Here is a 14,169-nt window from a genome sequence, read left to right on the forward strand (position 1 = left end):
GCCACGCCCCGAAAGGACCTCGATGTCGTCCGCCCCCACCTCCTCCCTTCCCCTCGCGGCGCTGCCGCTGTCGCGTCACGCGACCGACCGCGACCACGCCGCGCGCTCGCGCCCGGCGCTGTTCGACGAGCTGTGGCGCGAGCCGGCCACGCGCGTGCTGCCGCTGTGGAAGGGCCGCGCGCTGCTGACGGCCGAGAGCGTGGAGGCCGCCACCCCCGCTGCGGACGGCTGGTCGGCTCCGGATGCGGGACCCGCGGCCCTCGACCTGCTCCCGGTGGAACGGGTCACCTCCGCCCTCATCCGGGTCTACCTCGGCCGGACCACCGTCGGGACCGACACCGAGCCTGTCGGGACCGCGGTCGTCCTGGAGGTGCTGACCGATGCGGCCGCGCAGGAGCTGGAGCCGGACGAGTCGCGCTGGGGGAACCTCCGCACCGTCGCGACCGCGCTCAGCGACCGCGACGCCGGCCTGTTCACCGAGGCGCTGGCCATGGCCAACTGGCACGCGTCGCACACGCACTGCCCGCGCTGCGGGTCGCCGACCGTGGTCGAGCAGGCGGGATGGGTGCGCCGCTGTCTCGAGGACCAGTCCGAGGTGTTCCCGCGCACCGACCCGGCGGTGATCGTGACCGTGCTCGACGCCGACGACCGCCTGCTCCTCGGCTCGAACGCCATGTGGGAGCACTCCCGCTATTCGCTGCTCGCCGGTTTCGTCGAGCCGGGGGAGTCGTTCGAGGCCGCGGTCGAGCGCGAGATCTTCGAGGAGGCCGGCGTCCGCGTGGTGGATGCGCGGTACAAGGGGTCGCAGCCGTGGCCGTTCCCCGCGTCCGTCATGGTCGGGATGACCGCACGGCTCGCCGACGACCAGGCCGCGTCGGCGCTCGACCCGGACGGCGAGGAGATCCTCGACGTGCGCTGGTTCAGCCGCGACGAGCTGTGGGAGGCGCGAGACCAGATCATCCTCCCCGGACGCTCGTCGATCGCCCGCGCCCTCATCGAGGACTGGTACGGCGGCCCGCTCGACGAGCCGCCGGCCGCGTGAGCGCCGTGGAGTCCGCCGCCGCGCCGGACGCGCTGCTCGCCGGGCTGGACGCGCAGCAGCGGGTGGCCGCGGAGGCGCTGGTCGGCCCGGTGTGCATCCTGGCCGGCGCGGGCACCGGCAAGACGCGGGCGATCACGCACCGCATCGCGTACGGGGTCGCGTCGGGCGCCTACGCGCCGAACCGGGTCATGGCGCTGACCTTCACGAACCGGGCCGCGGCCGAGCTGCGCGGTCGTCTGCGCCAGCTCGGGGCGGGCGGCGTCTCGGCGCGGACCTTCCACTCCGCGGCGCTCGCCCAGCTCAACTACTTCTGGCCGCAGGTCGTCGGAGGGCAGCTGCCGTCCGTGCTCGACGGCAAGGGCCGCATCCTGGGCCACGCCGCCGAGACGCTGAAGCTGAAGGTGGACACCGCCACCCTGCGCGATGTGGCCGCCGAGATCGAGTGGCGCAAGGTCTCCGGCCTCGGCATCGACCAGTACACCGCGGCGGGGCGGCCGACGCCGGGGACGCTGTCCGCGGAGCAGGTGGCCGATCTGCTGCAGCGCTACGAGGACCTGAAGGACGAGCGCAAGCAGATCGACTTCGAGGATGTTCTGCTCGCCTGCGCCGGGATGATCGAGAGCGAGCCCGCGGTCGCCATGCAGGTGCGCGAGCAGTACCGGTTCTTCGTCGTCGACGAGTACCAGGACGTGTCGCCGCTCCAGCACGACCTGCTGTCGCTGTGGCTCGGGACGCGCAACGACCTCTGCGTGGTCGGTGATGCGAGCCAGACCATCTACTCGTTCGCCGGTGCGCGCAGCGACTACCTCCTCGGGTTCGAGCACGAGCATCCGGGAGCCACCGTCGTCCGGCTGGAGCAGAACTACCGCTCGACGCCGCCGATCATCGACACGGCCAATCGCCTGATGCGCGGCCGGTCGGGCGCGCTCACCCTGCGACCGGCGGAGCTGGCCGGGGCCGGGCCCGGGGCCGGGGACGGGGCCCGCGAGGCGGATCCGGTGCCCGCTCCCGTCGGCTTCGAGGACGACCGTGCCGAGGCGCGCGCCGTCGCCGGCCAGATCGCCGCCGAGCTCGCCGCGGGCGCGCGCCCGGAGCACATCGCCGTCCTCTACCGCGTCAACGTTCAGGCCGCGGCGCTCGAGCAGGCGCTCGGCGACCTCGGTATCAGCTACCAGATCCGCGGGGCGAAGCGCTTCTTCGACCTGCCCGAGGTGCGCCAGGCGGTCATGTCCCTGCGCGCCGCGAGCCTCGTGGCGACCCAGGACCCGCTGTTCAAGTCGGTGAGCGACGTGCTGCGCTCGCTCGGCTGGTCGGTCGAACCCCCGGAGGCGCGCGGTGCCGTGCGCGAGCGCTGGGAGTCGCTGAACGCGATCATGGGCCTCGTCGACGAGCAGCCGCCCGGGCAGACGCTGCGCGGCTTCACCGACGAGCTGCGGGCGCGCCAGGCGGGCCAGCACGAGCCGACGATGTCGGCCGTCACGCTCGCCACCCTGCACGCCGCGAAGGGCCTCGAGTGGCCGTCGGTCTACCTCGTCGGCCTCAGCGAGGGCCTGGTGCCGATCAGCTACGCCACGACGTTCGAGCAGATCGACGAGGAACGCCGCCTCCTCTACGTCGGCATCACCAGAGCCCGCCGCCGCCTGCGCCTCAGCTGGTCGGAGCGCAGCAACCAGCCCGGCCGCCCGAGCCTCCGCCAGCCCTCGCGCTTCCTCGCCGAGCTGCGCCCGCCCGCCGCCCGCCCCGCCGCCGCACCTCCCGGCGACGTCACGGCGGGCCGCGAAGCCACAGCAGCCCGCGACTCCCACCGCCCCGCCGACGTCACGGCGGCAACCCCAGGCACCCGCACTCGGGGTGAGGCTCCCACGCGCGGCTGACCCACTCCACGGCCCCGACCGCCAGCTGGGCGCTCTGCGCGCTCACTCCGGATTTCGCTCCCACCCCCGGCCGCGCGCTCCGCACACCCACACCGTCGGCCTTCCGCTCTCCGAGCTCGGCCAGCAGCACCGCCGCCGCGCGCGCCGCCGCGGCGGCCGCCGCGACCGCGGTCTCGCCGACCGGATCGCGCGTGTGCAGCTGCGTCGCCATGGCCGGCCACGCCGGGTCGGCGTCGGTCCGGTGGAGGTCGATGCAGCGCAGGCACGGACCACGACCCGGACGCACGAGAGGCCCCACCGTGACCCCGCCGTCCCCGTACACGATCGGCAGGTGCGGCACATCCCGCCGCAGCCAGCGCGCATGACGCTGCGGCTCGACGGCATACGACGCGACGATCACCACCGCATCCGCCACGCCATCCACGCCACTGGCCGCGCCGGCCGCACCGGCCGCGCCGGCCGCACCGGCCGCGCCGGCCGCACCGGCCGCGACCGCCGCATCGGCCGTCTCGGACCACCGCCGCCACGGCGCCCCCGATCCGACCTCCACCCCCGCCGCGCTCAGCATCCGCCCGAGCACCGCCGCCGTCTCGCCGCCGCCATCGACCACCACCCGCATCGGCGGCACGGGCGCGCGACGCCGCGGCCCCACGAGCACCGCCCGCACCCGCTCCAGCAGCGCCTCCGTCTCATCCGGCGACGCCCGCGCCCTCTCCGCGACGACCCGAAGCCCCTCGGCGGTGACTCCGGTCGCCAGCGCGGCCAGCATCCGCTCCTCGGCCGGACTCACCCCCTCCAGCACCAGGACGGGCGACTCCACGCCGAATTGGATGCTGTCGGGTGTGCGCCAGACGCGGGGGAGACGGGGATCGAGTGCGTAGACCATTCCGCCAGCCTGCCGGAGCGCGCACGCCGATCAGCGGTTGTCCACAGACCCGATTTCCGGACGCGCACCCTCCACAGGGTGGGGACGGTCTCAGCCCTCGGTCGGGCGGTCCCGGTCGTCGCGCAGCAGGTCTTCGATCGCCTGGTCGAGGGCGTCCTGCTCGGGCGCCTGACCGGTGGCCGCCGCGGTCAGCCGGGCGACCAGTGCCGACGGGTCGTCGAGGTCGGAGGACTGGGGGAGGAGGTCCGGGTGCGACCAGAGGTCGTCGCGGGCGTCCATGCCGACGGCGTCCGATACGGCACGCCACATGGCGGCCGCCTCGCGCAGCCGGCGCGGGCGCAGCTCGAGACCGACCAGGGTCGAGAACGCCGACTCGGCCGGTCCGCCCGACGCCCGGCGGCGCCGCACGGTTTCGGCGATCGCGTCCGCCCGCGGCAGGAGCCGGGTCGCGTTCGCGGTCACCACGTCCACCCAGCCCTCGATCAGCGCGAGCACGGTCTCGAGCCGGCCGAGCGCTTCCTGCTGCTCCTCGGTGCGCGGCGGGATGAGCCGCCCGCTGACCATGGCCTCGCGCAGCTCCTCCGGGTTCGACGGGTCGAAGTTCTCGGCCAGCGACTCGAGGGCGTCGGTGTCGATGGTGATGCCCTTGGCGAAGGCGGTGATCTGCGTGATGAGCTGCAGCCGCAGCCACTTGGCGTGGCGGAACAGCCGGGCGTGGGCCAGCTCGCGCACCGCGAGGTACAGCTGGATCTGGTCCTCGGGGATGTCGAGCCCGTCGCCGAACTCCGCGACGTTCTGCGGGATGAGCGCGGCCTGGCCCTCGGGCAGCAGCGGGATGCCGATGTCGCCGCCCGAGACGACCTCCTTCGAGAGCTGCCCGACCACCTGGCCGAGCTGCATCGCGAACAGGGCGCCGCCGATGGAGCGCATCACCTGGCCGGCGTTCTGCAGCAGCGCCTGCATCTCCTCCGGCGCCTGCTCCGAGAGCACCCGGGTCAGCGCATCCGAGATGCTGAGGGCGACGGGCTCGGCGAGCTGGGTCCACAGCGGCATCGTCTGCCGGGCCCACTCGGCGCGGCCGATGAGCTCCGGGGTCGCGCTGAGACCGGCTACGCCGGTGGCCTGGTCGAGCCAGAGCGAGGCGACGTGGAAGGCCTGGTCGAGCGTCGCGCGCTCCGCGGGGGTGACCGCGTGTGCTCCGTCGGACGCGAGCTGCCGCGCCTGCTGCGCGGCGATGTCCCAGTTGATGCCGCCGCCCGGGTTCATCAGCGCGTTCTGCAGCTGCCCGAGGAGCGCCTGGATGCTCGCCGGGTCGTTCGGGAGACCCGCGGCGCCGGCCAGCCGGCTCGGGTCGATCGACGCGCCGTTCCCCGAGAGGAACTGGCTCAGCATGTCGCGGAACTCGTCGTCGTCGCGATCCGGGTCCCGGTCGTCGTTCCGATCGTCGGCCATGGTCAGCGTCCCTCTTCTCGATGCGAGCCGGCCGTCGGGAAGGCCGTCGGCGCGGCTTCAGGCTCGTGATCTACGCTAGCCGCTGGCGCCGGGGTGTCGGGTGAGAATTGGCCTAAGCTCGCCTTCGGACCGTGCGCCTGTGGCGAACACCGATCGAGAGGACCCGCCCCGTGACCCTGTTCGACGACGAGCGCCAGCCGCCGGCGGCCGGTGAGCCGGTCAGGGTCGCCCCGCCGCGACGCGTCATCGCCGGATGGATCGCGATCGGCGTCGCCGTCCTGCTCGCCCTGGTCCTCGCCCTCGTTCCCGCTCCCTTCGTCATCGAGCAGCCGGGTCCGGTCTTCAACACCCTCGGCACCGACCAGCAGGTGGGGGCGCCGCCGAGCGGGGACGCCAAGCAGCTCATCACCATCCCGGACAAGAAGACGTATCCGACGTCCGGCTCGCTCGACCTGCTGACCGTCTCGGTCGTCGGCAACCCGGACCAGCGTCCGACCTGGTTCGAGATCGCGTCCGCCTGGTTCCAGCCGAGCAAGGCGGTGCTGCCGCTCGACACCGTCTTCCCGCCCGGGACCACGACAGAGCAGTCGAACGCCGAGAACGCGGCGCTCATGGTCGACTCGCAGCAGGATGCGATCGCGGCCGCGCTGAACCAGCTCGGCTACACCTTCCCCGAGAACGTGGCGGTGAAGCAGCTGATCAAGGGCACCCCGGCGGCCGAGGCGCTGAAGGTCGGCGACGAGATCACGTCCGTCAACGGCGAGAAGATCTCGAGCGTCCAGGAGCTCCGGGACGCGGTCAAGGCAAACGGGACCGGCAAGGCCGCCGAACTCGGCATCCTGCGCGACGGCGCCGCATCGACCGTGTCCATCACCCCGACCGAGTCGCAGGGCCAGGTCGTGCTCGGGATCGGCGCCGGGATGGACTACACCTTCCCGTTCGACGTCAAGATCCAGCTGAACAACGTGGGCGGTCCGAGCGCCGGCCAGATGTTCGCCCTCGGCATCATGGACAAGCTCACCCCGGAGTCGCTGAACGGCGGCAAGCGCGTCGCAGGCACCGGCACGATCGACAACACCGGCCAGATCGGCCCGATCGGCGGCATCCGTCAGAAGATGTACGCCGCTCGCGACACCGGTAAGGCCGCCTACTTCCTCGCACCGGCGTCGAACTGCGACGAGGTCACCGGCCACATCCCGGCCGGGCTGAAGGTGTTCGCGGTGAAGACGCTGTCCGATTCGCTGAAGGTGCTGCAGGCGGTGCGGGACGGATCCAGCACGGCGGATCTTCCCACCTGCCCCGCAGGCTGATCACCGCCGGGCCGCAGCAATCTCGCAGCGTCCACTGCCTAGGATGGTTCTCACCCCCGCCACGCGAGACCAAGAAGGCCATACGTGAGTTCAACAGCTGCAGTTCGACCCGCAGGCCGCCGGCGCGCGGCGATCTGGATCACCCTCGGGGCGATCGTCGCGGTCGTGATCCTGTTCTTCGTCTTCGCGGGACTGTACGCCGACATCCTCTGGTACAACCAGCTCGGCTACCTCAACGTCCTGACCACCCAGTGGTTCGCGGGCATCGCGATGTTCTTCATCGGCTTCTTCGGGATGGCGCTGCCGCTCTGGCTGTCGATCCAGCTGGCCTACCGCCTGCGTCCCGTCTACGCCAAGCTCAACTCGCAGCTCGACCGCTACCAGCAGGTCATCGAGCCGCTGCGCCGCCTGGCGATGTACGGCATCCCGATCGTCTTCGGCATCTTCGCCGGCGTCTCGGCGGCGAGCCGCTGGCAGACCGCGGCCATGTGGCTGAACGGCACGGCGTACGGCAAGACCGACCCGCTGTTCCACCTCGACATCGGGTTCTACCTGTTCGCGCTGCCGTTCTACCGCAGCGCCGTCGGCTTCGCCTCGGCGGTCGTGCTGATCTCGCTGCTTGCGACGCTCGCCACCAGCTACCTTTACGGGTCGATCCGCGTGAGCGGCCGCGAGGTGCGCATCTCCCGGGCCGCGCGCGTCCAGATCTCGGTCATCGCCGCGCTCTACCTGCTGCTGCAGGGCATCAGCATCTGGCTCGACCGCTATGCGACGGTCACCGATTCCAACGTCAACGACATGATCAACGGCGCGGCGTACACGGATGTGAACGCGACCATCCCGGGCCGCGCCATCCTGGCCGGGGCCGCCATCCTCGTCGCCCTGCTGTTCGTGCTGACGGCGTTCATCGGCCGCTGGCGGTTCCCGATCGTCGGCACCGCGCTGCTGATCGTCGCGGCGCTCGTCGCCGGCGCGATCGTGCCGTGGGTGATGCAGCGGTTCCAGGTCGACCCCAGCCAGAAAACCCTCGAGACGCCGTACGTGCAGCGCGGCATCGACTCGACGCGCGAGGCGTACGGCCTCACCGACATCGAGACCATCCCGTACAACGCCAAGACGACCGCCGAGCAGGGCGCCCTCCGGCAGGACGCGCAGACCACCGCGCAGATCCGCATCCTGGACCCGGCCGTGGTGTCCCCATCGTTCCGGCAGCTGCAGCAGTTCCGGCAGTACTACGCGTTCCCCGAGAAGCTGAACGTCGACCGCTACGAGCTGAACGGCACGCAGCAGGACGCGGTGGTCGCCGTCCGCGAGCTGCAGCAGTCCGGTCTCGGCAGTGCGCGCAACTGGTTCAACGACACCATCGTCTACACGCACGGCTACGGGCTCGTCGCCGCGTACGGCAACCAGCGCTCGCCCGACGGACAGCCGGTCTTCATGGAGTCCGGCATCCCGACCACCGGGACGCTGGGGGAGTACCAGCCGCGCATCTACTTCGGCGAGCAGTCGCCGACGTACTCCATCGTCGGCGCCCCGAAGGACAGCAAGGCGGTCGAGCTCGACTACCCGGGCGGTTCGGACGGCGCGCAGCAGACGTACACGACGTTCAGCGGCAACGGCGGCCCGAAGCTCGACAACATCTTCAAGCGGCTGGTCTACGCGCTGAAGTTCCAGGACGAGCAGATCGTGCTGTCCGACGCTGTCAACAGCAACTCGCAGATCCTCTACGACCGCGACCCGATCAAGCGCGTCCAGAAGGTCGCGCCGTACCTCACGCTCGACTCGCAGGCGTACCCCGCGGTCGTGGACGGGCGGGTCAAGTGGATCATCGACGGCTACACCACGAGCGACCAGTTCCCGTACTCGCACGTCGGAAGCCTGAGTGAGGCGACCGCGGACAAGGACACCCCGAAGCCCGCGTACGCCTTCGACGACATCAACTACATCCGCAACTCGGTGAAGGCGACGGTCGACGCGTACGACGGCTCGGTGACGCTCTACGCGTGGGACACCACGGACCCGGTGCTGAAGACCTGGGAGAAGGTCTTCCCGACCACGGTCAAGCCGGTGAGCGACATGAGCGCCGCGCTGATGAGTCACGTACGCTACCCGTCCGACCTGTTCAAGGTGCAGCGTTCGGTGCTCGGCCAGTACCACGTCGACGACGCCGGCTCCTTCTACTCGCGTGAGGACGCCTGGACCACGCCGAACGACCCGACCTCGCCGTCGAGCAACCCGGCCCTCCAGCCGCCCTACTACCTGACGATGAAGATGCCGGGCCAGGAGAACCCCGCGTTCTCGCTGTACTCGACCTTCATCCCGGCCGGAACGAGCGAGTCCAGCCGATCGGTGCTCAAGGGCTACCTCGCGGTGGATGCGGACGCCGGCAGCACCAAGGGCACGGTGTCGTCCGGCTACGGCAAGCTCAGGCTCCTGCAGCTGCCGTCGAGCGACACCATCCCGGGCCCCGGCCAGATGCAGAACCAGTTCGACTCCGATCCGACCGTCTCCCAGCAGCTGAACCTGCTGAGACAGGGTAAATCGGAGGTCATCAACGGCAACCTGCTGACCGTTCCGGTCGGCGGCGGCCTCCTGTACGTGCAGCCGGTCTACGTCCGGTCGTCGGGCGAGACCAGCTACCCGCTGCTGCAGAAGGTGCTCGTCGCCTTCGGCGACAAGATCGAGTTCGAGGACACGCTCGACCAGGCGCTGGATGCGCTCTTCGGCGGCGACTCGGGCGCGACCGCGGGCGACAACAACGTCCCGACCACGGGCGGGAGCACCGGCGGACAGTCCGGCGGCGGCCAGACCAGTGGGGGAGGCTCCAGCGGCGGCAGCAGCTCGGCCGGGTCGAACACTGCCCTGCAGGAGGCTCTGCAGCGCGCGAACCAGGCCCTCTCCGACAGTCAGGCAGCGCTGAAGGCCGGCGACTGGAGCGCCTACGGCGAGGCGCAGAAGCGCCTGCAGCAGGCGATCTCCGACGCCGTGGCGGCCGAGGGGCAGCCCGCAGCCAAGTAGGTCCGGCTCTGTCGAAACGGCCCGTGCATCCCGCACGGGCCGTTTCGCTATGTTCGGCGACCGTCGGAAGTCGCCCATGGTGTTCGGCACGCGCAGAAAAGTCGGCCGAAATGGTTGCCAGGACTTTGATTGTCAGCTTTACTAACAAACATGGTGATCGACCAGGGCACGCGTCAACCCGACCGCGGACTCATCCCGGGGCGAGCGTTGCGCCCGCGCACCAAGGTGCTGCCGGAGCACGCCCGCGGTCACAACCGCTCCCTGGTGCTGCAGTCGCTTTACCGGTCGGGACGCGTCTCCCGCGCCGACCTGGCCCGCACGACCGGCCTCACCCGGGTCACCATCTCCGATCTGGTCGGGGAGCTCATCGCCGAGGGACTGGTGGTCGAGCTCGGCCAGCGCGACGACGCCCGGCCCGGCAAGCCCGCCGTCCTGCTCGACGTGAACCGCGGCGCGACGCAGATCATCGGCGTGGACCTCAGCGAGCACGCGGTGTTCCGCGGCGCGGTGCTCGACATGGACGGCCGCATCCTGAGCACGGTCGAGGTGGAGCTGGCCGGCAGCCGCGGCGAGGAGGCGACCTCGAAGGTCCTCACCCTCGTCGATCGTCTCGTCGCCGCCACGACGGCGCCGGTGCTCGGCATCGGCATCGGCTCGCCCGGCATCGTGGATGCGGAGGGCACCGTCGCCGCCGCCCCGAATCTCGGCTGGGTGGATGAGCCGCTGCAGCGCCGCGTCGCCGAGCGGACCGGCCTGCCGGTGTTCGTCGCCAACGACGCGAACGTCGCCGTGCTCGCCGAGCACGGTTTCGCCGACGCCCAGGGCGACATGATGCTCGTCAAGGTCGGCCACGGTGTCGGCTCGGGTCTGCTGGTGGCCGGCGCGCTCGTCTTCGGCAGCCGCTTCGCCGCGGGCGAGATCGGCCAGGTCATGGTCGGAACCGACGACGGCCCGGAGGCGCCGTACGATCGCGAGCGCTGCCTCGAGGCGTGGCTCGCCGTCCCGCGGCTGGGGTCGCGCGTGGCCGCCGCGGAGGCCGCGGGTGAGCCCGTCGCTCCGGTGCTCCGGGAGGCCGGGCAGCGTCTCGGCGTCGCCCTCGCCCCGATCGTCGGCGCCCTGAACCTGTCCGAGGTCGTGCTGAGCGGTCCGGAGGAGCTGATCGACGGCGTCCTGCTCGACGCGGTCGGGGAGACCCTGCGCAATCGCACGATGGCCGGCTTCCACTCGGGTGTCGCCATCCGCATGACGAGTCTGGGTCGCGACATCGTGCTGCGCGGCTGCGTGGTCATGGTGCTGTCTGCGCAGCTGGGGGTGTCCTGATGACCCTGGTCGTGGAGCCGGAGGCGCGCGCGACGACCCTCGTGCCGTTCCGGTTCGCGCCGGGTGTGCGCGAGGGCTTGGCGCGGTTCCAGGGCCGCTGCACCGTGGTGCGGCTGGCGACCGTCGACAACGACGCGCTCGGCGTCCCGCGCTGGTACACGCTAGGGGAGGCGTGGGCCGAGCCGGGGAGCGCTGCAGCGTCCCGCTGGAGCGGCAACCCGGTCGTCATGGTGGGCCCCGGCGACGACCCGGAGCTGGTGCTCGCCACCGCGACGCCGGTCGTCGTGGTCGGCGCCGACAACGCCGCGAACCGCTGGGCGCGCCGGGTGGTGGATGCGGTGCGCGCGACCTGCCGCAGCGTCCTGGTGGTCGACATGGGCTCGCACCCCGAGCCGTCCTACGCCGACATCGCGACCTTCGGCCACGACCGCGCCCACGGCGCCGCCCTCCTCGCGCTCCTCACGACCGCCTGAGCGGGCAGGCTAGCTCGCCCAGGTGACGCCGAGGGTGGAGCGGAGCGCGTGCTGGGCGGCTCCGCGATACGGCTGCTCCTGCGCGACGCGGGCGTACCGGAAGCCGAGCGGCATCGCCGCCTTCACGGGGTGGCGGGCGGCCTCGGCGCGGAGATGACCGATGAACTCGGGCCCGAGCTTCGGCGCGGCGCCGCCGAGCACGATGGTCGGCACGTCGAGGGCGGCGCCGACCAGCAGCAGAGCCCGTGCGAGCACGCGGGCGCCGTCGGCGATCCGCTGCCGCGACTCCGGGGTGGCCGCCAGTGCGGCCAGGTCCAGGGCCTCCAGGTCGGTGCCATGGGGGAGGCCCAGCAGGCTGGTCACCGACACCACCTCCTCGAGGCAGCCGCGGTTGCCGCACGCGCACACCGGCGCCTCCGCGCCGAACAGCACGGGGACGTGCCCGATCTCGCCCGCCCGGTGCGACGCCCCGGCGACCACCTCGCCGTCCAGGATGACGGCCGCGCCGACCCCCGTGCTCAGAGAGACGAACAGCTGGCTGGCCCCGAAGTCGTCGGCGCCGGGGTCGTCGGACGCGGTGGACTCGGCGATCGCCTCGGCGTCCGCGTCGTTGATGAGGTGGATCGGCGCGTCCACGATGCCGGAGAGCTCGCGCGCGAGGTCCACATCCGTCCAGCCGAGCTGCACCGATTCGCGGATCAGCGGACCATCGGCGATGCCGGGCACCTGCACGCCGACGGCCACGATCCGGGCCGACGTCGCGCCGACGAGCTTGCGGACGACCGCGCGGACGTCCTCCAACGAGCCGGGCGTGGCCGGGCGCTGCGACACCGTCGCGATCTCGCGTCCGAGCAGGTCGAGCACGGCCCCGCGCACCAGGCCCGGCTGCACGATCAGCGCGATCAGCATGTGGTTCTCGGCGGCGACCCGCAGCGTGGTCGCGCGCTTGCCTCCGGTGCTCTCGGCGAGCTGCCCCTCGATCACCAGTCCGTCGGCGATGAGTCCGGCGAGGAGCGAGGACACGGTCGCACTGGTGAGGCCCGTGCGGCGGGCGATGCCGGCGCGGGTCGCGGTCCCGTTCCCGGAGAGGACGAGCTGCAGCGCCGTGGTCAGGTTGCGCTCGCGGACGGCGGCCTGGGTCGCCTTGCCGTGGTCCTCCATCACCGCCGCTCCTCTGCTGCTCGCGTGTCGTCAGCACGACCCTAGCGAATGGGCCGCTGCGACCGATGTTTCCGCAACCGGTGTCCGGACCGCGATTTCCGGTAGCGTGACCGCCGGGGGCGATCGCTCCCGCCTATCGAGGGGAAGGACGCGGCGCGTGGCTGCTGGCAGGGGAGCGAGTGCGATCGGGGCGTGGGCACTGCGCGTGCTCATCGGAGTGGTGGTGCTGGCGGCGCTGCTGTCCATCGGCTTCGTGCTGTTCGGGGTGAGCGGCGAGACGCTGGGCCGGGTCATCAGCACCAACGTGGCCCTGGTGGTGTTCGCCCTGCTGGTGTGGGTGGACTCGGTGATCGGCCGGTACCGTCCGGACTGGTTCGAGCTGTCCTCCCTGGCGCTGGATGCGTACCTCCTGCTGCTGTGGATCGGCGTGATCTGGTTCGGCTCGTACACCGGGAGCGACATGGTGGCCGCCTTCTTCATCGGGCTCGGGACGCTGCTGTGGGTCCGCGCGATGATCGGGCTCGGCGACCTGCTCCGGCTGCTGTGGAACCGTTGGCGCTCGCAGGCGACCGACATCATCGCGATCATCGGCCTGTCCGCGATCGCGCTGATCGCCGTGCTGGTGACGCTGCCCGCTCCGCAGCCCTTCCACGACTTCTGGGATCTGGACTACTACGGCCGCGTCATCGGCGCCATCAGCATCGTCGCCGGGGTGTGCTTCGTGCTGGTGCCGCTGTGGGGGCTGGTGAGCTCGCGCGGACAGCGCGCGGCGGCGCCGGGGCCGGTGCCGTCCTACCCGCCGGCGTATGCGGGCGGGAACGCGCCCTACGCGGCGCCGGTTCCAGCCGCGCCGTACGCGGCTCCAGCTCCGGCTCCGGCCCCGCAGACCGCTCAGCCCGCCCCGGCGCCGGAGGCTGCCCAGCCCGCTCCGGCGCAGCCCGCGGCGTTCCCGCCGCCCGTGGCCCAACCGGCGCCCGCGCCGGCCGCGGCATTCCCGCCGCCCGTGGCACAATCGGCTCCCGCGCCGGCGCAGCCCGCGCCCGCTCCGGTCGTCGCTCCGGTTCCGACGTTCGCGCCCCCGCCCGCCGCCGCCCAGCAGCTGGCCTGGCCGCGTCTCCTCGACGGTCGCCCGGTCCCCGCTGGGCGGGACGGTCGCCCCGACTTCGCCGCTCTGGCCCCCACCGACCGTCTGGCGTGGCCGACTTTCGTCGACGGCACCCCGGTCCCCGCCGCCCCGGACGGTTCCCCGCTCTACCGCTGACGCCCAGCCGTCCCGGAGGTATTCGCGCACATACTGCGGCCCATCTCCTCCCTTTCGCAACGTTCTGCGGCGTGTCGGCCGGCTCATCCTCCCTTTCGCCCGCCGGCCGCACGCCGCACCCGGCCCACGCAGGCGCACCAAAAAAGGCCCCCTGATCAGAGAATCCCTGATCAGGGGGCCTTCGTGGTTGCGGGGACAGGATTTGAACCTGCGACCTCTGGGTTATGAGCCCAGCGAGCTACCGAGCTGCTCCACCCCGCGGCACAAGAGAAAACACTAGCACGAGTTCCGAAGCGCGTGAAATCGCGAACGCCGCCCGGGCGCGTCCTCTCGTGTGGACCGGTCGTCCTACTAGAGTCGTGTCCAGTAAAG

The 14,169-nt window shown here is 71.9% G+C and carries 10 protein-coding genes and 1 tRNA gene; 7 read left to right on the top strand and 4 right to left on the bottom strand.

Features of this window, described 5'->3' with window-relative positions; genetic code table 11:
* The first annotated feature begins 22 nt into the window (after positions 1 to 22).
* Both nudC and AB0P25_RS14435 read left to right on the top strand, forming a co-directional pair.
* Complete coding sequence (gene nudC, locus AB0P25_RS14430; protein WP_363808235.1) at positions 23 to 1,042, top strand: NAD(+) diphosphatase; 1,020 nt, start codon at positions 23 to 25, stop codon at positions 1,040 to 1,042.
* Complete coding sequence (locus AB0P25_RS14435; protein WP_363808236.1) at positions 1,039 to 2,916, top strand: ATP-dependent helicase; 1,878 nt, start codon at positions 1,039 to 1,041, stop codon at positions 2,914 to 2,916. The genes nudC and AB0P25_RS14435 overlap by 4 nt, the downstream gene beginning before the upstream one ends.
* Here the strand turns inward: AB0P25_RS14435 and AB0P25_RS14440 are convergent.
* Complete coding sequence (locus AB0P25_RS14440; RefSeq protein ID WP_363808237.1) at positions 2,861 to 3,802, bottom strand: TOMM precursor leader peptide-binding protein; 942 nt, start codon at positions 3,800 to 3,802, stop codon at positions 2,861 to 2,863. The two genes, AB0P25_RS14435 and AB0P25_RS14440, sit on opposite strands and share 56 nt — an antisense overlap.
* Positions 3,803 to 3,892: 90 nt before the next feature.
* Entirely contained in the window at positions 3,893 to 5,254 is a 1,362-nt protein-coding gene (locus tag AB0P25_RS14445; protein ID WP_363808239.1) for a zinc-dependent metalloprotease, read from the bottom strand.
* Between the two features lie 170 nt (positions 5,255 to 5,424).
* Between AB0P25_RS14445 and AB0P25_RS14450 the strand changes: the two genes are divergently transcribed.
* From AB0P25_RS14450 to AB0P25_RS14465, 4 genes are all read left to right on the top strand, one after another.
* The gene (locus tag AB0P25_RS14450; protein ID WP_363808240.1) at positions 5,425 to 6,564 is read left to right on the top strand and encodes a PDZ domain-containing protein; all 1,140 of its coding nucleotides are present in this window, start codon (positions 5,425 to 5,427) and stop codon (positions 6,562 to 6,564) included.
* An 84-nt stretch (positions 6,565 to 6,648) separates the two neighbouring features.
* The gene (locus AB0P25_RS14455; protein WP_363808242.1) at positions 6,649 to 9,582 is read left to right on the top strand and encodes a UPF0182 family protein; all 2,934 of its coding nucleotides are present in this window, start codon (positions 6,649 to 6,651) and stop codon (positions 9,580 to 9,582) included.
* Between the two features lie 150 nt (positions 9,583 to 9,732).
* Positions 9,733 to 10,902: an ROK family transcriptional regulator gene (locus tag AB0P25_RS14460; RefSeq protein WP_363808243.1), complete on the top strand. Its 1,170-nt coding sequence runs from the start codon at positions 9,733 to 9,735 to the stop codon at positions 10,900 to 10,902.
* Positions 10,902 to 11,375: a hypothetical protein gene (locus AB0P25_RS14465; protein WP_363808244.1), complete on the top strand. Its 474-nt coding sequence runs from the start codon at positions 10,902 to 10,904 to the stop codon at positions 11,373 to 11,375. The genes AB0P25_RS14460 and AB0P25_RS14465 overlap by 1 nt, the downstream gene beginning before the upstream one ends.
* A gap of 9 nt (positions 11,376 to 11,384) precedes the next feature.
* Here AB0P25_RS14465 and AB0P25_RS14470 read toward each other — a convergent pair whose 3' ends face one another.
* The gene (locus AB0P25_RS14470; RefSeq protein WP_363809313.1) at positions 11,385 to 12,536 is read right to left on the bottom strand and encodes an ROK family transcriptional regulator; all 1,152 of its coding nucleotides are present in this window, start codon (positions 12,534 to 12,536) and stop codon (positions 11,385 to 11,387) included.
* A 157-nt stretch (positions 12,537 to 12,693) separates the two neighbouring features.
* On the opposite strand from AB0P25_RS14470, the gene AB0P25_RS14475 reads away from it, so the two are divergent.
* A complete protein-coding gene (locus AB0P25_RS14475) occupies positions 12,694 to 13,797 on the top strand; it encodes a hypothetical protein (RefSeq protein ID WP_363808246.1) in 1,104 nt (367 codons plus the stop codon).
* Between the two features lie 184 nt (positions 13,798 to 13,981).
* On the opposite strand, the gene AB0P25_RS14480 is transcribed toward AB0P25_RS14475, so the two are convergent.
* A tRNA-Met gene (locus tag AB0P25_RS14480) sits at positions 13,982 to 14,058 on the bottom strand.
* Positions 14,059 to 14,169 lie beyond the last annotated feature (111 nt).

This window comes from Leifsonia sp. NPDC077715 (assembly GCF_040686855.1).
In the GTDB taxonomy this organism is placed as follows: Bacteria; Actinomycetota; Actinomycetes; order Actinomycetales; family Microbacteriaceae; genus Leifsonia.

What these genes read in the sequence shown, in the direction of transcription:
- nudC (WP_363808235.1), top strand. Translation starts at nt 23, where the DNA reads ATGTCGTCCGCCCCCACCTCCTCCCTTCCCCTCGCGGCGCTGCCGCTG.
- AB0P25_RS14440 (WP_363808237.1), bottom strand. Translation starts at nt 3,802, where the DNA reads ATGGTCTACGCACTCGATCCCCGTCTCCCCCGCGTCTGGCGCACACCC.
- AB0P25_RS14445 (WP_363808239.1), bottom strand. Translation starts at nt 5,254, where the DNA reads ATGGCCGACGATCGGAACGACGACCGGGACCCGGATCGCGACGACGAC.
- AB0P25_RS14460 (WP_363808243.1), top strand. Translation starts at nt 9,733, where the DNA reads ATGGTGATCGACCAGGGCACGCGTCAACCCGACCGCGGACTCATCCCG.
- AB0P25_RS14465 (WP_363808244.1), top strand. Translation starts at nt 10,902, where the DNA reads ATGACCCTGGTCGTGGAGCCGGAGGCGCGCGCGACGACCCTCGTGCCG.
- AB0P25_RS14470 (WP_363809313.1), bottom strand. Translation starts at nt 12,536, where the DNA reads ATGGAGGACCACGGCAAGGCGACCCAGGCCGCCGTCCGCGAGCGCAAC.